The 24,334-nt window shown below is 46.6% G+C and carries 21 protein-coding genes; 12 read left to right on the top strand and 9 right to left on the bottom strand.

Going from position 1 to position 24,334, the window contains the following annotated elements:
• Window positions 1-40 precede the first annotated feature (40 nt).
• Window positions 41-727 (top strand): zinc metallopeptidase, encoded by a 687-nt coding sequence (locus CSD97_RS09340; protein ID WP_044467929.1) that lies wholly within the window; start codon window positions 41-43, stop codon window positions 725-727.
• A gap of 62 nt (window positions 728-789) precedes the next feature.
• On the opposite strand, the gene CSD97_RS09335 is transcribed toward CSD97_RS09340, so the two are convergent.
• On the bottom strand, window positions 790-1,953 hold the full coding sequence (locus CSD97_RS09335; RefSeq protein ID WP_005835582.1) for a transglutaminase domain-containing protein: 1,164 nt from the start codon (window positions 1,951-1,953) through the stop codon (window positions 790-792).
• A gap of 131 nt (window positions 1,954-2,084) precedes the next feature.
• On the opposite strand from CSD97_RS09335, the gene hisS reads away from it, so the two are divergent.
• The 3 genes from hisS to CSD97_RS09325 all read left to right on the top strand — a co-directional run bounded on the left by hisS (window position 2,085) and on the right by CSD97_RS09325 (window position 4,638).
• Window positions 2,085-3,452 (top strand): histidine--tRNA ligase, encoded by a 1,368-nt coding sequence (gene hisS / locus CSD97_RS09330; protein ID WP_098032321.1) that lies wholly within the window; start codon window positions 2,085-2,087, stop codon window positions 3,450-3,452.
• 217 nt (window positions 3,453-3,669) lie between these two features.
• Window positions 3,670-3,828, top strand: a complete 159-nt coding sequence (locus tag CSD97_RS18930; RefSeq protein ID WP_008663974.1) for a hypothetical protein — start codon at window positions 3,670-3,672, stop codon at window positions 3,826-3,828.
• Between the two features lie 48 nt (window positions 3,829-3,876).
• Window positions 3,877-4,638, top strand: coding sequence for an EFR1 family ferrodoxin (locus CSD97_RS09325; RefSeq protein ID WP_044469222.1), 762 nt, complete (start codon window positions 3,877-3,879; stop codon window positions 4,636-4,638).
• On the opposite strand, the gene CSD97_RS09320 is transcribed toward CSD97_RS09325, so the two are convergent.
• Window positions 4,608-5,462, bottom strand: a complete 855-nt coding sequence (locus tag CSD97_RS09320) for a bile acid:sodium symporter family protein (protein WP_098032316.1) — start codon at window positions 5,460-5,462, stop codon at window positions 4,608-4,610. The two genes, CSD97_RS09325 and CSD97_RS09320, sit on opposite strands and share 31 nt — an antisense overlap.
• A gap of 183 nt (window positions 5,463-5,645) precedes the next feature.
• Here CSD97_RS09320 and CSD97_RS09315 point away from each other — a divergent pair, with 183 nt between their 5' ends.
• From CSD97_RS09315 to CSD97_RS09300, 4 genes are all read left to right on the top strand, one after another.
• Window positions 5,646-5,918, top strand: coding sequence for a co-chaperone GroES (locus CSD97_RS09315; protein WP_004290132.1), 273 nt, complete (start codon window positions 5,646-5,648; stop codon window positions 5,916-5,918).
• A gap of 37 nt (window positions 5,919-5,955) precedes the next feature.
• Window positions 5,956-7,593 carry a chaperonin GroEL gene (gene groL / locus CSD97_RS09310; RefSeq protein WP_005835590.1) on the top strand — a complete coding sequence of 546 codons (1,638 nt, stop codon included), beginning with the start codon at window positions 5,956-5,958 and terminating at the stop codon, window positions 7,591-7,593.
• 254 nt (window positions 7,594-7,847) lie between these two features.
• Entirely contained in the window at window positions 7,848-8,066 is a 219-nt protein-coding gene (locus CSD97_RS09305) for a winged helix-turn-helix domain-containing protein (protein WP_005826242.1), read from the top strand.
• Window positions 8,067-8,222: 156 nt separating this feature from the next.
• A complete protein-coding gene (locus CSD97_RS09300) occupies window positions 8,223-9,242 on the top strand; it encodes a low specificity L-threonine aldolase (RefSeq protein WP_005835591.1) in 1,020 nt (339 codons plus the stop codon).
• A 171-nt stretch (window positions 9,243-9,413) separates the two neighbouring features.
• Here the strand turns inward: CSD97_RS09300 and CSD97_RS09295 are convergent, their stop codons facing one another.
• The gene (locus tag CSD97_RS09295) at window positions 9,414-11,924 is read right to left on the bottom strand and encodes a glycoside hydrolase family 9 protein (protein WP_098032315.1); all 2,511 of its coding nucleotides are present in this window, start codon (window positions 11,922-11,924) and stop codon (window positions 9,414-9,416) included.
• A 308-nt stretch (window positions 11,925-12,232) separates the two neighbouring features.
• Here CSD97_RS09295 and CSD97_RS09290 point away from each other — a divergent pair, with 308 nt between their 5' ends.
• Window positions 12,233-13,186, top strand: coding sequence for a J domain-containing protein (locus tag CSD97_RS09290; protein ID WP_098032314.1), 954 nt, complete (start codon window positions 12,233-12,235; stop codon window positions 13,184-13,186).
• A 17-nt stretch (window positions 13,187-13,203) separates the two neighbouring features.
• Window positions 13,204-13,497 (top strand): chaperone modulator CbpM, encoded by a 294-nt coding sequence (locus CSD97_RS09285; protein WP_009036538.1) that lies wholly within the window; start codon window positions 13,204-13,206, stop codon window positions 13,495-13,497.
• 135 nt (window positions 13,498-13,632) lie between these two features.
• On the opposite strand, the gene CSD97_RS09280 is transcribed toward CSD97_RS09285, so the two are convergent.
• From CSD97_RS09280 to CSD97_RS09265, 4 genes are read right to left on the bottom strand one after another with little or no spacing between them, the layout of a single operon-like run.
• Window positions 13,633-15,339 (bottom strand): acyl-CoA dehydrogenase family protein, encoded by a 1,707-nt coding sequence (locus CSD97_RS09280; protein ID WP_005826256.1) that lies wholly within the window; start codon window positions 15,337-15,339, stop codon window positions 13,633-13,635.
• Window positions 15,340-15,349: 10 nt separating this feature from the next.
• Entirely contained in the window at window positions 15,350-16,171 is an 822-nt protein-coding gene (locus CSD97_RS09275; protein WP_022401576.1) for an energy transducer TonB, read from the bottom strand.
• Window positions 16,172-16,185: 14 nt separating this feature from the next.
• Window positions 16,186-17,205 carry an electron transfer flavoprotein subunit alpha/FixB family protein gene (locus CSD97_RS09270; protein WP_009036540.1) on the bottom strand — a complete coding sequence of 340 codons (1,020 nt, stop codon included), beginning with the start codon at window positions 17,203-17,205 and terminating at the stop codon, window positions 16,186-16,188.
• Between the two features lie 4 nt (window positions 17,206-17,209).
• Window positions 17,210-18,103 carry an electron transfer flavoprotein subunit beta/FixA family protein gene (locus CSD97_RS09265; protein WP_005826262.1) on the bottom strand — a complete coding sequence of 298 codons (894 nt, stop codon included), beginning with the start codon at window positions 18,101-18,103 and terminating at the stop codon, window positions 17,210-17,212.
• Window positions 18,104-18,439: 336 nt separating this feature from the next.
• Between CSD97_RS09265 and CSD97_RS09260 the strand changes: the two genes are divergently transcribed.
• Window positions 18,440-20,200, top strand: a complete 1,761-nt coding sequence (locus CSD97_RS09260) for a 1-deoxy-D-xylulose-5-phosphate synthase (protein WP_009036541.1) — start codon at window positions 18,440-18,442, stop codon at window positions 20,198-20,200.
• A gap of 44 nt (window positions 20,201-20,244) precedes the next feature.
• On the opposite strand, the gene CSD97_RS09255 is transcribed toward CSD97_RS09260, so the two are convergent.
• Window positions 20,245-21,444 carry a C1 family peptidase gene (locus CSD97_RS09255; RefSeq protein WP_022401575.1) on the bottom strand — a complete coding sequence of 400 codons (1,200 nt, stop codon included), beginning with the start codon at window positions 21,442-21,444 and terminating at the stop codon, window positions 20,245-20,247.
• A 95-nt stretch (window positions 21,445-21,539) separates the two neighbouring features.
• Between CSD97_RS09255 and CSD97_RS09250 the strand changes: the two genes are divergently transcribed.
• Window positions 21,540-22,385, top strand: a complete 846-nt coding sequence (locus tag CSD97_RS09250; RefSeq protein WP_009036543.1) for a patatin family protein — start codon at window positions 21,540-21,542, stop codon at window positions 22,383-22,385.
• Between the two features lie 182 nt (window positions 22,386-22,567).
• Here the strand turns inward: CSD97_RS09250 and CSD97_RS09245 are convergent, their stop codons facing one another.
• Window positions 22,568-24,331, bottom strand: coding sequence for a RagB/SusD family nutrient uptake outer membrane protein (locus CSD97_RS09245; protein ID WP_022401574.1), 1,764 nt, complete (start codon window positions 24,329-24,331; stop codon window positions 22,568-22,570).
• Window positions 24,332-24,334: the final 3 nt, after the last annotated feature.

Below are 24,334 nucleotides of genomic sequence, written 5' to 3'. Positions count from 1 at the left end.
AGAAACGACTGATTTATTCACAATTTAAAGAAAGAAAATTATGGGAACAGGAATGATATGGATTATTTTTATCGGTATTGCCGCCGTTAGCTGGCTGGTACAGATGAATCTTCAGAACAAGTTCAAGAAGTACTCTAAAATCCCTACCGGCAACGGAATGACGGGAGCGGACGTTGCTTTGAAGATGCTGCACGACAATGGCATCTACGATGTGACCGTGACGCATACTCCCGGACATCTGACCGACCATTATAATCCTGCCAATAAGACAGTAAACCTGAGTGAGGGCGTTTATAGCAGCAACAGCATCATGGCTGCTGCCGTTGCAGCCCACGAATGTGGCCACGCCGTGCAGCATGCACGCGCATACGCTCCGTTGACAATGCGCAGCAAACTGGTGCCGGTAGTCTCTTTTGCCTCACAGTGGATGACGTGGCTGCTGCTGGCAGGTATCCTGCTGCTGAACTCCTTCCCGCAACTGTTGCTGGCGGGCATCATACTGTTTGCATTGACAACTTTGTTCAGCTTCATCACCTTGCCGGTGGAAATCAATGCAAGCAAGCGTGCGCTGGTATGGCTTAGCAACTCCGGCATTACGAATTCATATAATCATGCGCAAGCAGAAGATGCACTCCGCTCGGCTGCCTATACTTATGTAGTGGCTGCTCTCGGTTCGCTTGCTACGCTGATTTATTATATCATGATATTCCTGGGACGCAGAGATTAAACGCATGATGCAGACATAAAAAACAGATGATGTGTTTCTGCCGGATACATCATCTGTTTTTTTTATTCCTGATAGGGCGACTGCCAGAACCAGGCATCGTCATTGACCACGTACTTGGCTTGGAAGAAGTTTTCCGCATTAGGGTCTGAGGGGCAAAGCAGTACATCGTCTGCTTTTATGCTATAGAGATTCTTGGCCATATAGCTGTCTAAATAATATTCTTTGGTAATCTTCTGTTGGTTGTTCCAGTTGGCTTCTTCATTTAGGGTCACCGGACGACCGTCTCGCAGGCGTTCGCGCACTTCTTGTACGCTTAGCATGATGCCGTTTTCATCCATCACCCAGGCATTGTTGGTGGGGTCTACCCATATCCATTTATCCAAGGTATTGGAATAAACTACGTTAATGGAATGGCATTCGCCGATGTATTTTTGGGGTAATCCGCTGATGTGGCGTGCCTTAAATCCCATGGACAGATAACAATCCTTCAGTACATGGGCAAGACCTCCGCAATGCAGACCTCGCGCACCGCCTTTGCAAGCTTCTGCCCATTTGATGATGTTGCTGCCTGCCGGACTTTCATGGTTTCCGTCATGTTTTATGGTATTGTGTATATAAGTCAGTATGTTCTTTATTTTTGATAATTCGTCGCTTGCGCCTGCCACACTGTCCAACTTGAAGTATTGGCGTACCTCTACTAAATACTTGTTGTTGGGATTGATGTATTCGAAGCGGGGGAGTGTATCAGGGCGCTCATTGTGGGTGTATCCCGGTGCTTTTTGAAGTATGTCGAGGTAGTCACCCACTTTCTTCACTTTGGCAAGCACTGCCTTGAAGCGTTTATCGCTGCGCAGGTTGTCTAAGTCGGTATCATTCATCATGTGGTTGTAATCTTGAAATCCATTGTCGTAGGCCAGTTCTAAATTTTTGATGGCTTCACCTTTTTTCTTTAACAAGGATTGGAAGCAGGCTAAATTGTAGTAATAGGACTGTATAATCCAGCTATACTTTTTCTGAGTGTTCTCGTCTTGTTCTTTGAACAGAGTTATCAAAGCCTTACCGTTCTTTTCGGCTTCTTTATAGTTTTTCTCGTTAACGGCTTGTTGCAGCTTTTGTGCGATGGCTTCTTCTTTTTGCTCGAAGTCTTTGGCGTTGTCGGATTGTGCCCGGCTAACACCGATGCCACATAGCAACAACATGCAGAATAAAATCAGTCTCTCTTTCATAAATGTGTAAGTTTAAAGTTTGTTTTGGTCGTTTTTATGCGACGGTAATGATACAAAGGTAAACATTCTCTTTTCTTAATCAATAAAATACTGTAACTTTGTCGCCCGATTTTAAAGTAATTGAACTGATTATGGCAGCAAAACCCAGTATTCCGAAAGGAACCCGTGACTTCTCGCCCGTAGAAATGGCGAAGCGTAACTATATATTCAATACGATTCGTGAAGTGTATCACCTCTATGGCTTCCAGCAGATAGAAACGCCCTCGATGGAAATGCTTTCTACCTTGATGGGGAAGTATGGTGAGGAAGGAGACAAGCTCTTGTTCAAGATACAGAATTCCGGTGATTACTTCTCCGGACTTACAGATGAAGAACTGTTGAGCCGTAATGCAGTGAAGCTTGCCAGTAAGTTCTGCGAAAAAGGTTTGCGCTATGACCTCACAGTGCCTTTTGCCCGCTACGTGGTGATGCACCGCGATGAAATCACTTTCCCCTTCAAGCGCTATCAGATACAACCCGTGTGGCGTGCCGACCGTCCGCAGAAAGGGCGTTATCGTGAATTCTATCAATGCGATGCCGACGTGGTAGGCAGCGATTCCCTGCTGAACGAAGTGGAACTGATGCAGATTGTAGATACGGTATTTACCCGCTTCGGCATCCGTGTCTGTATCAAGATTAACAACCGCAAGATATTGAGCGGCATTGCCGAAATCATCGGTGAGTCGGACAAGATTGTAGACATTACCGTGGCAATCGATAAGTTGGATAAGATAGGTCTGGACAATGTCAATGCCGAGTTGAAAGAGAAAGGCATCAGTGACGAGGCTATCGCCAAACTGCAACCTATCATTCTGCTGAACGGTTCAAATTCGGATAAATTAAAGCAATTAAAGCGAATATTATCCCAAAGTAAGATTGGATTAGAAGGGATAAAAGAAACAAAATTTATTTTGAGTAAATTATGGCAAGCACCTCGATTAAAGAATAAAATTGAATTAGATTTAACTTTAGCTCGTGGTTTAAATTATTATACAGGTGCTATTTTTGAAGTAAAGGCTCTTGATGTGCAAATTGGTAGCATTACAGGAGGAGGACGATATGATAACTTAACGGGAGTATTTGGTATGCCTGGCGTATCTGGAGTTGGTATTTCTTTTGGAGCAGACCGTATTTTTGATGTATTAAATCATCTCAATCTTTATCCGAAAGAAGCGATAAAAGGTACACAATTGTTATTTATAAATTTTGGTGAGAAAGAAGCTGATTATTCAAGGACTTTGTTGAATAAAGTGCGTGCAAAGGGCATATGTGCAGAGGTTTATCCTGATGCAAGTAAAATGAAGAAGCAACTGAATTATGCTAATTATAATAAAATACCTTATGTAGCTTTGATTGGCAGTAATGAAATGTATGTGGGAAAGTTTACCTTAAGAGATATGAAAACAGGGAAACAGACATTGGTAACTTTTGAACAACTGATACGTAAATTACATAAATGAAATATTGTATCTCTTTAATATTATAAAAGCTGAAATACATTTAAAAAGGAGCACAAAGTAGCTCCTTTTTTTGTATATTTAGAGCATGAATGAAGGCGGGCTTGTTGATGTGTTGCTGTACGGTGCACTCGGTTTGTTCCTTTTATTTGTAATGAGGATGTAGGAGAAATGAAACATCCTGCATTTATCTTTGTACTGACAAAAAAAGGAGGTTCTTATGGTTTCTGTTGAGCTGAAGCAAGAAAAGCACAATGCCCTCGTCAGTTTCCTGATGATTGTTATAGCGGCATTGTTCCTGCTCTATATGGGCAGTTCATTGGTGCATTCTACAAAAGCGTTCTGGGAAAATTATTCCATAGAAGAGTTGCTGGAGTAGAAGGAATTCAAGTCAAATCACTACCTTTGTCGGCAAAACATACTGCCGATGATACTTTATTTTACCGCAACCGGAAACTCACGCTGGATTGCAGAATTGCTTGCAGAGGCTACGCATGATACTGCTGTCAGCATTGTTGATTGCCTGAGGCAAGGCCCGATACCCGCAGGGCTGATGGAAGCCGACAGATTGGGTATCGTTTTTCCGGTACACTCCTGGTATGCACCCCGTGTCTTGATTGATTTTCTGTCGCAGCTCCGGTTGCCGGACTGCTGCTATCGTTATGCCGTGTGTACATGCGGGGACGATATGGGGAAGGGAATGAACCGCCTGGCGGAGCATTTTCCGCTGGATGCTGCCTGGTCTGTTGCAATGCCCAATACCTACGTACCGATGTTCAATTTGGACGATGAGTCGCTTTGCCGCGAGAAGATAGAGAACGCACGGCATGCTGTCGCTTCGATTGCCGAAGATGTCATTGCACGGAAGAGGGTCTGGAATGTGCATGAGGGCAGTGCAGCCTGGCTGAAAACATATGTCGTGAATCCTTTGTTTGTCCGTTTTGTCATTGGTACAAGGAGTTTCCATGTAGATGAAGGCTGTATCTCTTGCGGAATATGCGGCAAATCTTGTCCGGTAGGTAATATCCGGTTGGTGGATGGGCATCCGGTGTGGGGAAAGCAGTGCATTCATTGTATGGCTTGTTTGCATTTTTGCCCCCGGAAAGTGATACAGTATGGAAAAGCGACACAGAAGAAGGGGAGATACCGGTTGGAAGATTATCTTTGCCGCTTCACCACTCCCACATAAATCAGCAGAATAACATTCATTACCAGTGCGTAGATAATGGCAGGTATTGCAATAATGTCATTGTTGAATACAAACGGACTACTGGCAACAGCAATTGCTTGTGCGGCATTCTGCATACCGATTTCTATAATGAGTGTACGTTGTTCTTTCCGGTTGAGGCGCATGGACTTCGATAGCACTACGCCGCCTCCCATAGCCAGCAGGATAAGAATGGAGATGCAGAGGCCCAGTTTGCCGAATTGGCCGGTGATGGTAGCATGGTGCTGTATGAAGAAGATGGTTGCCAGCAGGATAAGTGCAGGAAAGGCTGTCTTGGACAATATCTTATGAAGCCTTTCTGCCATTTGCGGACGGTAGCGCCTCGTGAGTATGCCGGCTACAATGGGAAGAAGCATTAGGACCAAGTTCTGCATGATGAGGCTGCCTACGGGGAGATGGATATCTATGTCCAGATTGCTGTCTACAAAGTGTGTGGCGAATTCCATAATCACGGGGATAGTGAACAGCGTAATAATGCTGCTGCATGCCGTCAGTGATACGGACAATGCTACGTCTCCTTTGGCTATCATGGAGAAGATGTTGGATGAGCTGCCGCCTGGCGAGCAGGCTATGAGTATGATGCCGATAAAGAACAGAGGTTCGAGATGGAAGACATGTCCTAAAGCAAATGCCAGTATCGGCAGTAGGATGATTTGGCCTGCCAGCCCGGCAATAATGGGGCGGGGGCGTTTGCGGAACAGTTTAAAGTCTTCGGTTTGTAATGTCAGTCCCAGTTCAAACATCAATAAGGTAAGAATGGGGAGGACTATCCATATTGCGTTCATAAGTCAAATCATTTTTGAGGCTGCAAAGATAGCAAATATTGTTGTATACTTTGCCATTTTGTCAGCCTTTGTCTGCCAAACAATCAGCTTGTTCGTTTGGCACGGTTTTCGTAAGTTGTTTATCGCTTGTTTAAAGCAAAATTACCATTATAACAAATGTATAACATATAAAACAAAAAGATTATGAACATTAAACCATTAGCAGACAGAGTGCTGATACTCCCTGCACCTGCAGAAGAAAAGACAATTGGCGGTATCATTATTCCTGATACAGCGAAAGAGAAACCTTTGAAAGGTGAAGTTATTGCAGTAGGCAACGGAACAAAAGACGAAGAAATGGTGTTGAAGGTTGGTGACACAGTGCTGTATGGCAAGTATGCCGGTACTGAACTGGAAGTTGAAGGAACCAAGTACCTCATCATGCGTCAAAGCGATGTGCTCGCTGTTTTAGGTTAATTTGTAAATTGTAAATCGTTAAATTGTAAATATAGTTATGGCAAAAGAAATATTATTCAATATCGATGCTCGCGACCAATTGAAGAAAGGTATCGACACACTGGCAAATGCAGTAAAAGTAACCCTCGGCCCTAAAGGTCGTAACGTTATCATCGAAAAGAAATTTGGTGCTCCCCACATCACGAAAGATGGTGTAACGGTAGCTAAAGAAGTAGAGTTGGCAGACGCATATCAGAATACTGGCGCACAGCTGGTAAAGGAAGTTGCTTCCAAGACCGGCGACGATGCAGGTGACGGTACTACAACTGCTACTGTTTTGGCTCAGGCTATCGTAGCCGAAGGTCTGAAGAACGTGACTGCCGGTGCTAGCCCGATGGATATCAAACGCGGTATCGACAAGGCTGTTGCCAAAGTGGTTGATTCTATCAAAGGCCAGGCGGAAACAGTGGGTGACAACTATGACAAGATTGAGCAAGTTGCTTCCGTTTCTGCCAATAACGACCCCGTTATCGGCAAGCTGATTGCAGACGCTATGCGCAAAGTTTCCAAAGACGGTGTTATCACTATCGAAGAGGCAAAGGGTACTGATACTACTATCGGTGTGGTTGAAGGTATGCAGTTCGACCGTGGTTACCTCTCTGCTTACTTCGTTACCAATACGGAGAAGATGGAGTGCGAAATGGAAAAACCGTACATTCTGATTTATGATAAGAAGATTTCCAACCTGAAAGATTTCCTGCCTATCCTCGAACCGGCAGTACAGACCGGCCGTCCTTTGCTGGTTATTGCAGAAGATGTGGATAGCGAAGCGCTGACAACTTTGGTTGTAAACCGTCTGCGTTCTCAGTTGAAGATTTGTGCAGTGAAGGCTCCGGGCTTCGGTGACCGTCGCAAGGAAATGTTGGAGGATATTGCAGTGCTGACCGGTGGTGTTGTCATCAGCGAGGAAAAAGGTCTGAAGCTGGAACAAGCTACTATCGAAATGCTGGGTACTGCCGACAAGGTAACTGTTTCCAAGGATAACACGACCATCGTAAACGGTGCCGGTGACAAAGAGAACATCAAGGAACGTTGCGAACAAATCAAGGCTCAGATTGTTGCTACGAAGTCTGATTATGATAAGGAAAAACTGCAGGAACGTCTGGCCAAGTTGTCTGGCGGTGTAGCTGTTCTTTATGTGGGTGCTGCTTCTGAGGTTGAAATGAAGGAAAAGAAAGACCGTGTGGACGATGCACTCCGTGCTACCCGCGCTGCTATCGAAGAAGGTATCGTTCCTGGTGGTGGTGTAGCCTATATTCGCGCATTGGATGCATTGGAAGGCTTCAAGGGTGACAATGTGGACGAAACCACAGGTATCGACATCATCAAGCGTGCTATCGAAGAACCGTTGCGTCAGATTGTTGCCAACGCCGGTAAAGAAGGTGCTGTTGTTGTGCAGAAAGTGCGCGAAGGCAAGGCAGACTTCGGTTACAATGCCCGTACCGATGTTTATGAGAACCTGCACGCAGCTGGTGTGGTAGATCCTGCCAAGGTTACTCGTGTGGCTCTTGAAAATGCTGCTTCTATTGCCGGTATGTTCTTGACTACAGAATGTGTAATTGTAGAGAAGAAAGAAGATAAGCCTGAGATGCCGATGGGTGCTCCCGGAATGGGAGGCATGGGCGGAATGATGTAAGATTGTTTTCCCTGATTGCTTAATCAAATAGGAGAACCGCAGTGTCTTTTTGATAGATACTGCGGTTTTTTTGTTCTATTTACCTTCTTGATTATTAATAAAAAGCGTGTAATATTACAAAAGTGTTACAAAAATGATTAGTTTTCATATCTTTTGCTCGTTTTTGTTGTTGGTAAAATAAAAAATCATATCTTTACCCTTCGTAAAGATAACCTAATCAACAAGAACTATTAACCTTTTTAATTGAAGAGAAAATGAACAAAAGCGAAATTGGACTAAATGCTGGGAAAGTTTGGCAGTTGCTTAGCGATTATACCAGATGGAGCTACGGTTCTTTAAAGAGGAAGTCCGGACTGAAGGACAAGGAGTTGGGAGCCGCATTGGGGTGGCTTGCCCGTGAGGACAAGATTGAAATTCATCAGGAAGAAGATGAACTTTATGTTTCACTAGGGGTAAATGTTTATATCGGATAAAGGAAACCGATTGAATGGATTGATTGAGGAGCACAGATTTCGCAGTGCGGAAGCATTTTCTGCCGGGGGGATGAAATCTGTGCTCCTTTGTTTTTTCATGTTGCAGAATATTCTTTCCTTTGCACATTCTTTTCAATGAACAAAAACAGAATGACTATGAGAAGTTTTGCTTCAGACAATAATTCAGGCGTACATCCGCTGGTAATGGAGGCACTGAACCGGGCCAACAGTGACCATGCTGTAGGTTATGGAGATGACCCTTGGACAGAGGAGGCTGTCTGTAAAATAAGAGAAGCGTTTACGCCGGATTGTGAACCGTTGTTCGTATTCAACGGTACGGGCAGTAATGCGGTGGCTTTGCAGCTGTGTACCCGCCCTTATAATTCCATTATTTGTGCAGAGACTGCACATATCTATGTCGATGAGTGCGGTGCGCCTGCCCGTATGACAGGTTGTCAGATTCGTCCTATAGCTACCCCTGACGGCAAGCTGACGCCCGATTTAGTCCGTCCTTATTTGTGCCATTTCGGCGAACAGCATCATTCGCAGCCCGGAGCCATCTATATTTCGCAATGTTCGGAGCTGGGCACTGTCTATAAGCCGGACGAGTTGCGGGCTTTGACGGATTTGGCCCATCGGCATGGCATGTATGTCCATATGGACGGAGCCCGTCTGGCAAATGCTTGTGCAGCCTTGAATCTTGGCTTTAGGGAACTGACAGTGGATTGCGGGATAGATATCCTCAGCTTCGGTGGTACGAAAAATGGACTGATGTTGGGAGAAAGCGTGGTTGTCTTTAACCCAGCTTTGAAGAAGGAAGCTTATTTTGTGCGCAAGCAGTCGGCACAGCTCGCATCCAAGCTCCGCTATCTGTCCTGCCAGTTTACTGCCTATCTGACGGACAGCCTTTGGTTGAAAAATGCCGCGCATGCCAATCGTATGGCAAAGATTCTTTACGACGGATTGAAGGAATTGCCAGGTGCGCATTTTACGCAGAAGGTGGAAAGTAACCAGCTTTTCCTTACGATGCCCCGTCCGGTGATTGACGAGCTGTTGAAGGACTATTTCTTCTACTTCTGGGATGAGGCCATCCACGAAATCCGTTTTGTAACCTCTTTTGATACTACGGAAGAAGATATCGAGCAATTGCTGCAATCGGTAAAAAGGCTTCTCTGAAATATATAAAAGCTCCTAACCTTCACAGGCTGGGAGCTTACTTCGAAACTTTCCCCTCTTGGGGGTAGGGGAAGGTTTACTGAAAACAAACCGATTGAATATTTACCTTAAATACCTTTGCACGATAACCTTTTTAACTAACCTTTTCAATAAATCCTTGTTAGAGTATGCTTATATACCGACAGCCTCGCGGACCGGTACAAAAGTGTAGCCTTTTCGTTTCAGCGTCTTAATCATCTTGTCCAGATAGCCATTATAGAACTTGTCTGTGCGGCGGTCGTCCGTTCCGAAGTGTATCAGCATTAGGTGTCCGTTCAGACCTTCTTTCTTTTCCACCTCCATAATCTTGTCGTAGATGAGTTTGCTACTCCGGTACTTCTGTCCCATGTCCGGAGTGGTGTAGTCGGCATTGCTCATGGTACCAGGGGTATAGTTGATAACTTGAATACCCATATTCTTTGCCCAGGCAGATATTTTCTTGTTATAGTATTCGTAAGGAGGAATATAGACGGGAGCGTCCTTGTATTCGATACCTGCCTTGCGGAGGGTCTCGTAGCTTTTCATCATATCGTTCTCAAACTCTTCGCGGGTGACCAGCAGAGAATCACGGTCTTCCCAAGGCATGTACAACAGATGTCCGTAACTGTGGCTGCCTACAAAATGCCCTTCGTCGAGCAGGCGTTTCACTACATCGGGATAGAGTTCATAGAACTCTCCGGTAAAGAAGAAGCCACCTTTGATGCCATGCTTCTTCAAGGTGCTGATGATGGCATCGGCACCGTCTGCTTTGTCGGCGGCAGTGAATACGAGGGTGATTTGCTTTTTTGAGGGATCGGTGCGGATAATGCCTCCGTCCACATATACATTCTTGTCATTTGGGATACCGGCTTGCTTCATTCCATCCTTCTGCATGGCAGAGAGGTAGTACGTGAGGCAGGCGGTTCCGTCCATGGTAGGCTCATTGGTGGAATAGTCGTGGATGGCGTCGTGATATACCATCAGGTCTGGCTGGAAGCGTTCGTAGTCTTGTCCGGGAGTTCCGGGAATTCCCGTCATATTGACACCGCGCAGGCTTTCGAAGATGGTACGATAGACAGGACCGTCCACCAGTCCGCCGGTAGTATTGCCCACGCCTGCATTCAGCAGTGAGGAGTGGGGTTGCGAGGGATAGTCTCCGTAAAGGGGAAGTTCCACAATCATGCTGGTTCCCCAAGGGTTACAGCCGAACAGCCAGTCGCGCAGGGAGGCTTCCATTTCGGCGTATGTGTCATCGCCGGTGGTTTCACGGTACAGCCGGCATTGGGTTAGCATGGCGGTAGTCAGATTGTTGGAACACCAGATGTAGGGTATACCGTGCAGAAAGGGGCTTTCTACCGCTTTCTCGTACGTGCGTTCAATGCCCGTACGCATGTTGCGGATGAATTCCTTGCTGATGCGGCTGTTGTCCACTTTGGCAAGATGGTAGTGCCCCATGTTCATGAACGGATACCATTGGTAGTGGCGTGCACTGTCGGCGCCCATCCAAGGAGTCACCGGTTCGCGACGTCCGTATTCAAGGGCTTGGGCCAGGTATTTGTTGTCGCCGGTGGCTTTGTACAGTTCCATGGCTCCCAGTTCCATATCGTCCACCCAGTTGTCCTCTTCGTAAATGTAGGGAGACAAGACAGAGGCAGTCTGGCATGCTCCCGGTTTCTTTACGCCTTCCTGATAGGCGGCATCGGCCTTGGCTTCGATTTCTGCTGCAAATTTAGGATAGTAGTCTTTCAGTATCTTGGCGCCTAAAGCGAAGCAGGAGGCAAACTTGCCGGCAGTGCTTGCCACTCCGGTCGTTGCATTCTTGAATTCTCCACGTACTTGCGGTTCGCCACTGCAAAAGTAAACGGGGCGTCCTTTACCCGGTCCGTAGCCATAATTCACCAGGTCTTTGTTAGGTAGGCGCATTCCGGCATGGTCACGGTCGTCGGCTATCTGGTTGTACAGCTCGCCCGGAGCAGGATTCATCCTGTTCAGCCAGTCCAGTCCCCACTTGATTTCGTCCACGATGTCGGGAATGCCGTTGGCTCCCGGATTTCCGGCTGCATCATAGGCGTCACCGAATGATTCCGGATTTTCTTGATAGGCAAACATCATCTGGTAGATGGCATTGGCGGAAGTGGTGGTGTATTGCAGATAGTCCGTAGCATCGTGCCAGCCTCCGCGGACGTCTATATGTTGTCCGGTTTTGGTGGGATGATAGACGATGTAGCCGTCGTGCACGTGGCAGCTGTCTTTCAGGAACGGATTATAGCCGCAGCGTTGCTGCCGCATGTAGTGCAGCAGGTAGTCTGCGGTACCGTTGTAGACTTGTGCATTGATGGGGAAACGGGGGGAGACCGCTTTGCCTGCTTTCAGATAATACGTGCCCAGTTCTGTGAAATCACTGAAGTTCAACCGGTAGGTACTCTTCATGCCTCCCATCTTGCCGGTGGCCTTGGCCGTGTTGAAGGTACGCACCACCTTTCCGGTGAAAGCGTCAATCAATGAATAATTTTCTACGTTTGTTCCTTCCTCGCTCATGAATACAGCGACTTTGACGGATTGCGGCAAATAGCCGAGTTGGTTGATTCTGATCCATTCGCCTGCTTTGCCCGGCAGGGCTACGAGAGCGAATATTACCGTTAGGAGCCAATAATTACTTTTCATAATGGGGGTTTTTAATCTAAGGTTGGGGATTATATATAAAACAAATTTTCCTTATTACAAATAAAGCATTTTCTGTCAATTTTAGGAAGATTTAGGATGAATAATTAGACGATATTAGGTGTCGTTTACACTATTTTGGTATTTTATAGACGTGAAATAAGTGTTTCGTTGAAACTAAATGTTTGTTTATCACGTAATTATTATGCTTGATGATGTTTTTTAATTTTCGTTTACCTATTTTAGTAATGCGTAAAACAAATTGGCGTGTTATTTGTTTTATGGTATTTAGACAATAAAACTAATAGACTATGGCTTATATTGATTACTATCAGGTCCTTGGAGTGGACAAAAAGGCATCTCAGGATGACATCAAGAAAGCGTTCCGCAAGCTGGCGCGCAAGTACCATCCTGACTTGAATCCGAACGATGCTACGGCCAAGGATAAGTTTCAGGCTATCAACGAGGCGAATGAGGTGCTGAGTGATCCTGAAAAGAGAAAGAAATATGATGAATATGGTGAACACTGGAAACATGCCGACGAGTTTGAGGCGCAGAAGCGGGCACAGCAGCAAGCCGGAGGCTTCGGGGGATTTGGAGGTTCCGGTGCGGGATTTGGTACGGACGGAGGCGGTACGTATTGGTATTCTTCCGACGGCCAGGAATTTTCGGGCAGTAATGCCGGTGGTTTCTCAGACTTCTTCGAACAGATGTTCGGTCATCGTACGCGCGGCGGAGGCGGTGCCAATGCCGGTTTCCGCGGGCAGGATTATCATGCGGATTTGAACCTATCGCTTCGTGAGGCTGCGAAGACCCATAAACAGATATTGACGGTGAATGGTAAGCAAGTGCGTATTACCATTCCGGCCGGTGTGGCCAACGGACAGGTCATCAAACTGAAAGGCTATGGTGGCGAGGGTATCAACGGAGGTCCTGCTGGTGACTTGTACATCACGTTTGTGATTCCGGATGACTCGGTATTCAAGCGTTTGGGAGATGATTTGTATGTAGATGTGACCGTTGACCTTTATACAGCCCTGCTGGGTGGCGACCAGTTAGTGGATACTTTGGATGGTCAGGTGAAGCTGAAGGTGAAACCCGAAACCCAGAACGGGACTAAGGTACGTCTGAAGGGCAAGGGCTTTCCCGTATATAAGAAGGAGGGACAGTTTGGCGATCTCATCGTGACTTATTCCGTGAAGTTGCCGACGAATCTGACGGAACAGCAGAAAGAGATGTTCCGTAAAATTAAGGGTATGAACTAATGAAAGGAGAACGGAGTATGCAGAACGAATGGATTGTCATCAGCGAATATTGTGACAAGTGTCATATAGAGCCCACTTTTATTGATATGTTGTGCGAAAGTGGGCTGATAGATGTGGAGCAGGAAGGTGGAGAACGTTATCTTCCTTTCTCCGAGTTGCCGGATGTGGAACGGTACAGCCGTATGTACTACGACCTTTCTATCAATATGGAAGGGATTGATGCCATCCATCATCTGCTGGCAAGGATGGAAGAGATGCAGCGGGAGATACACTCGCTGCGCGGCAGGCTGAGGCTGCACGGAGAGTATTAATTTTCCTTTCGTCTCTTTGAGAGCTTTTGTCCCTTTAAGAAGGAGCAAGCAGGAAATTTTTCAGAAAAAACAAGCGGGCATCGGAGAGTTTAGCTACTCCGGTGCCCGCTATATTTGTCTTGTCAAGCAATGCGTTTATTTGCGGTAGCTTTCCAGCTCTTCTGCTTTGAACTTACGGATGAAGTTAAAGTGTTTTTCCACTTCGGCTTCTGCATAGTTCACATACACCAGAGCCGATTTGCCGAACAGTTCGGGAGCCTTTGTCGCATCCTGGATGATGAGATGCGACATGATACATACCGCAGCCATCTCATAGAGGCGACGTGCCACGAAGTCCAGCAATTCCTGATTCTGTGCCTCTTTCACCGCATTGGTGCAGGCTTCGAACTTGTTGGTCATCTCTTTGATGCGGTCCATCAACGGTTGCATTTCTTCGCTGCACGGCACTTGCTCGTAGTCGCGCAAGGTGGCAGAGTATGAGCCGTTTGTTACATAGCGGATAGCAGCTACGGTCTGCAACTGAGTAGTACCTTCGTAGATAGAAGTAATACGTGCATCACGATAGATACGTTGGCAAGCATACTCCAGCATGAAGCCCGAACCGCCGTGAATCTGAATACTGTCGTAAGCATTCTGATTGGCATATTCAGAGTTCATACCTTTTGCCAGCGGAGTGAAGGCGTCGGCAAGTTTGGCATACTTCTTTTGTTCCTGGCGTTCTTCCGGAGTCAGTTTGCGTTCGCGAGCAATGTCGTCCAGCGCTTTGTAGATGTCAACGTAGCGGGAAGTCTGGTACAGCAAGGAGCGTCCTGCATCCAACTTGGCTTTCATAATAGCCAGCATGTCATATACAGCCGGGAATTCGATGATAGCCTTGCCGAACTGCTTGCGGTCTTTGGCATAAGCCAGACCTTCGTTGTAGGCAGCTTGTGAAAGGCCTACCGACTGTGCGGCAATACCCAGACGGGCACCGTTCATCAAAGCCATAACGTATTTAATCAAACCAAGCTTGCGGTCGCCGCAAAGTTCTGCCTTTGCATTCTTGTAAACCAGCTCGCAGGTGGGAGAGCCGTGGATACCCAGCTTGTTCTCGATGCGGCGCACGTCTACACCGCCTTCATTCTTATCGTAGATGAACATGGACAAGCCACGTCCGTCTTTGGTACCCTCTTCTGAACGTGCCAGTACGAGGTGGAGATTGGCGTCACCGTTAGTAATAAAACGCTTCACGCCGTTCAGGCGCCAGCAGTTGTTGGCCTCGTCATAGGTCGCTTTCAGCATTACGCTCTGCAAGTCGGAACCGGCATCCGGTTCTGTCAGGTCCATAGACATGGTCTCTCCGGCGCAGACACGCGGTATAAAACGGCTGTGCTGGTCTTCGTTACCGAATTCGTAGAGCGTTTCGATACAGTCTTGCAGTGACCAGATGTTACCGAAACCGGCATCGGCGGCGGCAACGATTTCCGCACACATGGTGTACGGAGTAATCGGGAAGTTCAAGCCACCGAAACGGCGCGGCATGGTCATACCGTTCAATCCGGCTTTTACCATGGCGTCGAGGTTCTGCTTGGTGCCGCTGGCATATTCCACACGGCCGTTGGCACAGTGGGGACCTTCTTCGTCCACGCCCTCGGCATTGGGAGCGATAATCTCTCCAGTAATCTCTCCGGTGATTTCAAGTACCTTGTCAAAAGAGTCCATAGCATCCGCATAGTCCTGCGGGGCATAGTCATACTTGTCTTTGTCTTGGTAACCGCGTTCTTTCAGTTCGCAGATACGTTCCATCATCGAGTTGTTCAGATGATACTTCAATTCGGGAACTTCGGTATAAAAATTTGCCATAATTTCTTGGTTATTTAGGTATTCTGAAGTATAGGGGTATGGTGAATTTCACTCGCTTGGCCTCTCCGTCCTGATAGCCGGGCGACCAGCGGTAGACGTCGGCAATGGCCTCGAAAGCGCGTATGGCTTCTTTGTCGATGTCATAGCGCACGGACTGGAGAATTTGGGGATGGGTCATCTTGCCTTCTTCGTCTACAACGAATCGTAGGATTACCCTTCCTTCTGCCTTTTGCTTCCAGGCGTCTTCCGGATATTTGGTAACATTGGCCACCAGTTTCATGAGGTTCTCTATTCCACCGGGGAAGGATGGAAACATGAAATACGGCTGATGTTCCATTTCAGTTCCGTGCTCGTCGAACATCTTTCCACCGGTACACTGATTCTCTGAATAGTGTTCCTCTCTACGGAGTTTCCCGTCGGGATAGTACTGCAGGAGTGTTCCGTCAAGTTTACCATCGCTGTAGCTCCGGGCCAGATGTATGGCACCGTCGGGATAATACACCATGGTCTGCCCCTCCAGGCGGTTGTCTCTATATACTTCTGTCAGGCTGTCCTTGCCATTTGCATAGAATGATGTATGCAGGCCTTCCCTTATCCTTTTGCGGGGATTGCTTTTGTATTCGGAGAAATGCCAGACATCCTTCTTTTGTCCTTCCAAAGCATACTCTTCCACCTTGATGCACTTCTTGTTTATCTTGGAAACAAGAGCATACTTGACTGCCTGGATGGAGTCGTCCGTCCATTGGTAATTCTTGTCCAACCAGAGCTTTTCTTGAGCGATAGCGGAAGATATACCTGAAAGAAGAACAAATATAAGAATCAGCCCTTTCATGATTACCTTTATTGTTATTTACTGTGTGATTTATAATATTTTATCATCTTCGGGATAACCTCTTCCACCGTACCGTTGATGACATAGTCGGCAATCGTATTGATGGGAGCGTTCTCGTCATTGTTGATGGAGATGATAATACCACTTTCCTGCATACCGGCAATGTGCTGGATTTGTCCGCTGATGCCGCAAGCAATATACAGTTTGGGGCGGACAGTGACACCGGTCTGGCCAATCTGGCGGTCATGGTCGGCATAACCGGCATCGACGGCAGCACGGCTGGCGCCTACCTCTGCATGGAGTTCTTTGGCAAGCTCGAACAACATGTCAAAACCTTCCTTGCTTCCCATGCCGTAGCCGCCAGCAATCACGATGGGAGCGCCTTTCAGGTTGTGTTTTGCCTTTTCTACGTGGCGGTCGATGACTTTTACCACATAATCCGTCTCGGGCACGTACTTGGCAACGTCGTGGTTGATGACTTCGCCCTTATAGTCAGCGTCCAGTATCTCTTTCTTCATCACACCTTCGCGAACGGTTGCCATCTGCGGACGGTGCTCGGGATTCACAATCGTGGCAACGATGTTACCGCCGAATGCGGGACGGATTTGATACAGCAGGTTCTCGTAAACCTTGCCTTCCTTCTTGTCTTCGTGGTTGCCGATTTCCAGTGAGGTACAGTCGGCGGTCAGTCCGCTGGTCAAAGCGGAAGAAACGCGCGGACCGAGGTCGCGACCGATAACGGTGGCGCCCATCAGACAGATTTGCGGCTTTTCTTCTTTGAACAAGTTGATGAGGACAGAGGAGTGGGGAAGGGAAGTATAGGGGAACAAGCCCGGAGCGTCGAATACGTGGAGTTTGTCTACTCCGTAGGGTAATACTTGCTTTTCAATGCCTGCCAGATTGCTTCCGGCAGCAACTGCCTCCAGTTGGCAGCCCAACTGATTGGCTAATTTACGACCTTTGGTCAAGAGTTCGAGACTGACGTCGGCAACTGTTGTGCCTTCTATCTCTAAATATACAAATACATTATTCATAATCTTATCCTATCGTATGGTTGGCTAACAGTTCAACAATCAAATCTTCCACATCCTTGTCGCTGCCCGTCAGCGTTTTGCTTTCTTTGGCCTGGAATGAGATGTTCTGAATGGTCTTCACCTTGGTAGGCGAACCGCTCAGACCGCATTGTGCAAGGTCGCCGTTCACGTCGGCAACACTCCATTCCGTGATGTTCAGATAGGGATATTTCTCGTAGAGGCCGGCGTAGGCAAGCTCAGCGCCTTCCTTGGTGATGGCAGCTTTTTCCTGGGCACCGAGGGCGCGTTTGTACTTCTGCACCAGTTTGGCATTGCGCGGGCGGCAGGGAGCGGCACTTCCGTTTACGGTGATGACTATGGGCAGGGGAGCCTCAACGGTTTCCACACCACCGTCAATATGACGTTTCACGGTAATCTTCTTGGCGGCTTTATCCACGTTCAGAATCTCTTCTGCGTAGGTCACTTGCGTCAGCCCCAGCTTTTCGGCAACCTGCGGGCCTACTTGGGCGGTATCACCGTCGATGGCCTGGCGTCCGCCAATGATGACGTCATAGTCGCCTATCTTCTTGATGGCTGTGGCAAGGGCATACGAAGTGGCAAGCGTATCGGCACCTGCAAAGGCGCGGTCGGTCAGCAGATAGCCGTTGTCGGCACCACGGTAAAGTCCTTCACGAATAACTTCGGCTGCACGTCCCGGTCCCATGGTCAGGATGGTAACGGTGGAGCCCGGATGTTCATCTTTCAGTCGGAGAGCCTGTTCAAGAGCGTTCAGGTCCTCGGGGTTGAAGATGGCAGGGAGTGCCGCGCGGTTGATAGTTCCGTCGGCTTTCATGGCATCTTTCCCAACGTTGCGTGTGTCGGGAACTTGTTTTGCCAATACAACAATTTTCAAACTCATGCTATTAATTATTAGTATTAGTATTTCTTTGTATGTCAGTACCGGGAATAGGAGTAGTAGAATCCTGCTACTGAAATTGGCCGGTTAACTCATTATCAGCCTGCAAATTTACGGAAAGAGTTGGGTTTGACAAGAAAATGGGGTGAAAAATGCACAAGTTGAGGGATTTTGCGCAAATATCAGTTGGCTCTATATCTGTAAAAAAGGTAATAAAACCGGTAATTTATCTACCTTTCCGTTCCCGTTTCCTCTGTACTTTTGCAGCGTCTGGATGAGGTCTGCATAACGGGCAGCATCGGATAAACAAGCATTGCTACTTAAATGTTATTATAGAATATGTATATTGAAAAAGTAAATTCCCCTGCTGACGTGAAAAAGTTATCAGTCAGCGAAATGAACGGATTGGGTGGAGAAATCCGCCAGGTGTTGTTAAACAAGTTAAGCTCCCACGGAGGACACGTAGGTCCCAACCTGGGAATGGTAGAAGCCACCATAGCCCTGCATTACGTGTTCGATTCACCAACGGACAAGATAGTCTATGACGTGTCTCACCAAAGTTATACCCATAAGATATTGACAGGCCGCCGGGCAGCGTTTATGAATGCGGACGAGTATGACGAAGTCTCCGGATATTCCGAACCGTCGGAAAGCGAGCACGACTTCTTCGTCATTGGGCATACCTCTACCTCCGTCAGTCTGGCAAGCGGACTTGCCAAGGCGCGTGACCTGAAGGGGGAGGCGGGTAATGTGATTGCCGTCATCGGCGATGGCTCGTTGAGTGGAGGTGAAGCCTTCGAAGGATTGAATGTAGGTGCCGAACTGGGCACGAACTTCATCGTCATTGTCAACGATAACCAGATGTCCATTGCCGAGAATCATGGCGGGCTATACCGCAATCTGCAACAGTTACGCGAAACGGAGGGGCAGGCTCCCTGCAACTATTTTAAGGCAATGGGATATGATTATCTCTATGTGAAGGATGGCAATGACGTGGAGCAATTGATAGAGGCTTTCCGTGAAGTGAAGGACAAGAAGCATCCGGTTGTGGTACATATCAATACCTTGAAAGGTAAGGGATACAAATTGGCAGAAGAGCAAAAAGAACGTTTCCATTACAGTGTTCCGTTCGACCTTGAAACCGGCAATCTGACCGGTGAGTCTGGAGAGGGTGAAGACTATGTCGACCTTACCGCCGGTTATTTGTTGCAGGAGATGAAGAAAGACCCGACTGTGGTGGGCATCACCGCAGGTACACCTACGGTATTTGGCTTTACACCGGAGCGCCGCAAGGAGGCAGGGCGGCAGTTCATCGATATGGGCATTGCCGAAGAGCAGGCTGTTGCCATGGCTTCTGCCATTGCTGCCGGAGGTGGAAAACCGGTATTCGGGGTCTACAGCACCTTTATCCAGCGCGCCTACGACCAGTTGTCCCAGGATCTTTGCATCAACAATAATCCTGCACTGATTCTTGTCTTCTGGGGAAGCTTATCGAGTATGAATGATGTTACCCATCTTTGTCTTTTTGATATTCCGGTCATCGGTAATATTCCGAATATGGTTTATCTGGCACCTACTTGTCGTGAGGAGTATATGGCAATGCTGGAGTGGGGCATCCGTCAAACGGAACATCCGGTTGCCATTCGCGTGCCGGCCAATGGGGTTGTCCGCAGGAATGTAGAACCGGAGAAGGATTACGGCAAGACGCTGAACCGTTATGAGGTGTCCCATCGTGGAGAGAAGGTCGCCATATTGGGACTGGGCTCTTTCTATCAGTTGGGCGAAGCCGTGGCTGCCCGGTTGAAGGAAGAGAAAGGAGTGGATGCCACGCTTGTCAATCCTCGCTACATCACGGGTGTGGACGAGGCTTTGCTCGATGACCTGAAGCGCGACCATACACTGGTCATTACTCTTGAGGACGGAGTGCTGGACGGTGGCTTTGGCGAGAAGATTGCCCGTTACTACGGTCCGTCGGATATGAAGGTACTGAACTATGGTGTGAAGAAAGAGTTTATCGACCGTTACGATGTGGAGGAGCAGTTGAAGAAGAACCGGTTGACGGTTCCGCAGATTGTGGAAGATATCTGTAGGATTTGGTAAGAATTGAAAAAGGAGATGCATCAAACTGCATCTCCTTCTTTTATTTATTTAATACCCAGTTTCTTGGCAATATCCTTAGGCAGTGCATCCTTGTGCACAATGATGTTCATTGTTTTATAGCGCACGAAAGCTTTGGAAGCATACCACAGTCCTTTGTACTTTCCGGCTTCACCCCAAGAGTTCTTTACCATATAGTATTCGTTGCCTTCCTGGTCTTTGGCTATACCGTAAATCAGCATACCGTGGTCGTCAGTAGTTTCCCAGTTGTCGTATGCCAGCTGGCGCTCTTCTTGTGTGCACCACTTCTGCGGTTGAGGCTTGCTGTTCAGTTTCTTTTCTTCGGGTTTCATTTTCAGCCAGTGTGCCATGTCCGAACCGCTCAGTTCTTGCACCTTTTCTGCATCGGGCATTACGGCTATACCGTCGCGTGTGAAGCCTTGTTCGCTTACGTCACTACCCCATGCAATGGTGTAACCCTTATTGATAGCGTTGTCAAACACTTCCATCAACTCGTCAATAGGCAAGTTGTAGGAAGAAGCCCAACGCCAGTTGTCTTGTATTTCCAGGACGAACGGCTGGTAGAAGGGATGGTGGGTATAGGAAGTCAGTGAGATATAGTCATCTGCATTCAGTCCGGTAGATTCATAGAAAGACTTCGGAGTATATTCCTTGCCTTTGTAGGTGAACTTCTCGGGACGTTCGCCCAGATAAATATCGTGGATAGCGGTAATGGCTTTCTTCCAGAGCGGGTTCTTGTCTTGGTCTGTTTGCAGGCTGCGGTGTTTTCCCTTGGCAATGGCTGCCACTACGGCATCAGATACGGCTGTCAATTCGGTGTGGTTGCTCAGCGTGTCGCCATACATAACGCCCGGACGCATTTCCTCTTCGGGCACCAGACCAAAAGTTTTCATACCATAAATTACATCGTAGAACGAACCGCCTTGTGAGAACGAAACGTCACCATGTGTACGCACTGCCTTGTCGGCACGGTCCAGATAGGTGTTGTGTACGATAAACATTTCAGAAAAGTCGTATTCGCCTTTGCCCATGCGGAGCAGTTCGGATTCGATGAATGCCAGTCCGGAATAGCACCAGCATGTACCGGCACGGTTCTGGTTCTTAACAGAAGTGATAGGATTTTCTTTTACGGTCGTAAAGATGAAACCTTCCTCTTTCGGAGTGTCTTGTGCTATTGTGTTTAAACTTAATAAACCCAATGCAGCCATCAGTATTGATTTCTTCATCATAATTAAAATGTTATAGATTTATTGTTGCAACTGCAAATATAGGTAGAATATCGTAAACAAAAGCTATCTTTGAAGCGTTAATTCCGACACTTATGGAGAAAATAATACGTATCGACGACCATAGCGGTCTTGTTTTGGAGGGCGGCGGTATGCGCGGCGTCTTCACTTGCGGTGTGCTCGACAGCTTTATGGATCGTGGCATTCGCTTTCCCTATACCATCGGCGTCAGTGCCGGAGCCTGCAACGGACTTTCCTATATGTCCGGTCAGCGCGGGCGTGCCAAGTACAGCAATATCGACTTGCTGGAAAAATACAATTACATCGGATTGAAGTATCTGTTGAAGAAGCGGAATATCATGGATTTCGACTTGTTGTTCCAGGAGTTTCCGGAACACATACTTCCCTACGACTACGAGGCATACTTTCATTGTCCCGAACGTTATGTGATGGTAACTACCAACTGCGAGACGGGCGAAGCGAACTATTTTGAGGAGAAGCGGAGTAAAGAGCGCGTCATTGATATTGTGCGTGCTTCGAGCAGTCTGCCGTTTGTCTGTCCCATTACCTACGTGGACAACATCCCGATGCTGGATGGAGGTATTGTGGACAGTATCCCTTTGATGCGTGCCCGTCAGGATGGATTTACCAATAATGTAGTGGTGTTGACGCGCAATCATGGGTACCGTAAGGAAATTCAGGGAACGAAGGTTCCACCTTTTATATATAAGAAATATCCGCTATTGCGTGAAGCCATCAACCGCCGCAGTATTGTCTATAATCAACAGTTGGAGCAGGTGGAACGGATGGAAGCCGCCGGGGAAATCGTTGTGATCCGTCCACAGAAGCCGGTAGTGGTAGACCGCATCGAGCGTGACATCAAGAAGCTGACGGAGCTTTATGAAGAAGGATATCGGTGTGCGGAACAGTTTGTTTTTTGAGAAGTATAGATTTATTTTCCTGAGGTTATTATTGTTTACTAATAGATAAATGGTGAGGCATTAATGACTTTTTTGAGTAAATTGGCATTATATATAAATCCTTAAAATATCTGTATTAAAGAGTCGTGTAGGATTGATTCTAGCACGACTCTTATATTTACTGTTGCATGAGAGGAGTATTATTAATATCCGGGGTTCTGCGTAAGATTTTTATTTAAGTTGAGTACATCGATAGGAATTGGAAATACTGTTGTGTATCCGTTGGCATCGTATACCCAGTCTCCTGCAGAATTGGCATGCGGTACGCCTGGATACTTATCATCTGTAGCCTCAGTGTAGGTACCAAAACGGATTTGATCTTCTCTCCGAACAGGCTCCCACATTAATTCAAGAGCACGTTCATCAAGTAAGTCTTGTAATGTAAGGGTTTCTCTTGGTTGGGCATTCACCCGATTACGAACTTCATTTACCAGTGTAAGTGCTTCTGAAATATTCCCTAGACGATATTGTGCTTCTGCTGCGAGTAGTAGCGCATCCGCATATCGGTATACCACAAAATCTGCATTAGTATAATGAGCCCACATTGTGTTTTTGTCGGTTTTATCAAGCTCCAGTTTTTTTACTCTAGCTCCAGCCCATTTCACTATATATAATCCTTTAGGGTCAGAGTATGAAGTTACGTCATAATCAATACGGGCTTGGAATGGTAAATAGGTTCCATAAGGATTATAAGATTCGGAAACTTGTGAGGCAATTCTTTTTCCGTCAACATACACATCTCCATAGAAAAAGCTCATGTCCCAACGTGGATCTGTTGCTGAATAGTCAGCAGTTTCTGTCGCTTCGTCATAGGTCGCACCAAATATTTTAACAGCTTCTATTGTTGCTATTGGACCGTTCCCACCATTAAATCCCATAGCAGCAGAATGTGCATAATGCAATGAGTACCAATGTAAATTTTGACTAAGGCGGTAAGTGTCTGTATCATTAGGACGAATAAAAATATTTTCAATAGAACCTTCGTTGCCTACAAGGAAATTAGATTTAAAGTTATCAGCTAGTGCATATCCTAATTCTTTAATACGTTGTTTGCAGTATATAACAGTTTCCCAGGCGTTACGTGTAGTTCCTTCAAGAGTGATTGTTATATTCTTTCCGGCATTTGTAATATAGGATTCTACTGCGTTAATTCCTCCAGTGAAGGAGCCATCGTTCCAATCTTCTTTTGAAAAGATTGGTGCATTGATAGCTAGTTTTGCCATCATCATATAACCGACAGCCTTTGTGATACGCCCATAGTATTGGCTGTTTGAATCTGCGGACTTTGCTTCAGGTAGGTGTGGTATGATATCGGTTAATTCATCACGTAAAAAATCATAAACTTGAGTACGATTTGGTTGCTTTACGTCTGCCACTTTGGTATCTGAGGAAACTATAATAGGTACCCTGCCAAAAAGATTTATTGCATGATAATAATAAAATGCTCTACAAGCTCTAATTTCATATTGATAGTCTTTGAGATAATCTTCTCCTCCCTTATCTATCATATCTTGTAAGTCTTCATAAGCAGAATTACATAAACTAATCTGTTTGTAAATGTCATTCCAAGTTGCTAAAAATGCCGCATAAGATGGTGACCAACTGTGTAAGAAAGCATTCTGATGGAAACCGCCATCTACCCAGTCACCTTGACGACCGGGCAACATTGCTAAATCCGATGTGAATTCTGATAAAAAGGAGTAAGGGTATGTACGAAACTCAAAGCAGGTTCCTTGTAATCCCATTCCTGAATATATAGCAGCAACAGAATTGATATATACTAATGTGGGATTACTTAATGCGTCCTCTTTTTGGAATTTGTCATAGGCAACTTCGTCAAGAAAATCAGAACAACTGCTTAGTAATAGTATTGCTATTGTCACTAAACCTAATATTTTTTTCTTCATGGC

It is taken from the genome of Bacteroides sp. AR29, from assembly GCF_900217715.1.
GTDB classification, from domain to species: domain Bacteria; phylum Bacteroidota; class Bacteroidia; order Bacteroidales; family Bacteroidaceae; genus Bacteroides; species Bacteroides uniformis.
The sequence above is the reverse complement of the archived record's forward strand: the minus strand, read 5'-3'. Positions and strand labels throughout refer to the sequence as shown.

Excerpts from the sequence above, each read along its gene's own strand:
- CSD97_RS09300 (WP_005835591.1), top strand. The coding sequence starts at position 8,223 with ATGAGAAGTTTTGCTTCAGACAATAATTCAGGCGTACATCCGCTGGTA.
- CSD97_RS09285 (WP_009036538.1), top strand. The coding sequence starts at position 13,204 with ATGCAGAACGAATGGATTGTCATCAGCGAATATTGTGACAAGTGTCAT.
- CSD97_RS09275 (WP_022401576.1), bottom strand. The coding sequence starts at position 16,171 with ATGAAAGGGCTGATTCTTATATTTGTTCTTCTTTCAGGTATATCTTCC.
- CSD97_RS09335 (WP_005835582.1), bottom strand. The coding sequence starts at position 1,953 with ATGAAAGAGAGACTGATTTTATTCTGCATGTTGTTGCTATGTGGCATC.
- CSD97_RS09245 (WP_022401574.1), bottom strand. The coding sequence starts at position 24,331 with ATGAAGAAAAAAATATTAGGTTTAGTGACAATAGCAATACTATTACTA.
- CSD97_RS09305 (WP_005826242.1), top strand. The coding sequence starts at position 7,848 with ATGAACAAAAGCGAAATTGGACTAAATGCTGGGAAAGTTTGGCAGTTG.
- CSD97_RS09340 (WP_044467929.1), top strand. The coding sequence starts at position 41 with ATGGGAACAGGAATGATATGGATTATTTTTATCGGTATTGCCGCCGTT.
- CSD97_RS09250 (WP_009036543.1), top strand. The coding sequence starts at position 21,540 with ATGGAGAAAATAATACGTATCGACGACCATAGCGGTCTTGTTTTGGAG.
- CSD97_RS09260 (WP_009036541.1), top strand. The coding sequence starts at position 18,440 with ATGTATATTGAAAAAGTAAATTCCCCTGCTGACGTGAAAAAGTTATCA.
- CSD97_RS09290 (WP_098032314.1), top strand. The coding sequence starts at position 12,233 with ATGGCTTATATTGATTACTATCAGGTCCTTGGAGTGGACAAAAAGGCA.
- CSD97_RS09320 (WP_098032316.1), bottom strand. The coding sequence starts at position 5,462 with ATGAACGCAATATGGATAGTCCTCCCCATTCTTACCTTATTGATGTTT.
- CSD97_RS18930 (WP_008663974.1), top strand. The coding sequence starts at position 3,670 with ATGGTTTCTGTTGAGCTGAAGCAAGAAAAGCACAATGCCCTCGTCAGT.
- CSD97_RS09255 (WP_022401575.1), bottom strand. The coding sequence starts at position 21,444 with ATGAAGAAATCAATACTGATGGCTGCATTGGGTTTATTAAGTTTAAAC.
- CSD97_RS09270 (WP_009036540.1), bottom strand. The coding sequence starts at position 17,205 with ATGAATAATGTATTTGTATATTTAGAGATAGAAGGCACAACAGTTGCC.
- CSD97_RS09265 (WP_005826262.1), bottom strand. The coding sequence starts at position 18,103 with ATGAGTTTGAAAATTGTTGTATTGGCAAAACAAGTTCCCGACACACGC.
- CSD97_RS09295 (WP_098032315.1), bottom strand. The coding sequence starts at position 11,924 with ATGAAAAGTAATTATTGGCTCCTAACGGTAATATTCGCTCTCGTAGCC.
- groL (WP_005835590.1), top strand. The coding sequence starts at position 5,956 with ATGGCAAAAGAAATATTATTCAATATCGATGCTCGCGACCAATTGAAG.
- hisS (WP_098032321.1), top strand. The coding sequence starts at position 2,085 with ATGGCAGCAAAACCCAGTATTCCGAAAGGAACCCGTGACTTCTCGCCC.
- CSD97_RS09280 (WP_005826256.1), bottom strand. The coding sequence starts at position 15,339 with ATGGCAAATTTTTATACCGAAGTTCCCGAATTGAAGTATCATCTGAAC.
- CSD97_RS09325 (WP_044469222.1), top strand. The coding sequence starts at position 3,877 with ATGATACTTTATTTTACCGCAACCGGAAACTCACGCTGGATTGCAGAA.
- CSD97_RS09315 (WP_004290132.1), top strand. The coding sequence starts at position 5,646 with ATGAACATTAAACCATTAGCAGACAGAGTGCTGATACTCCCTGCACCT.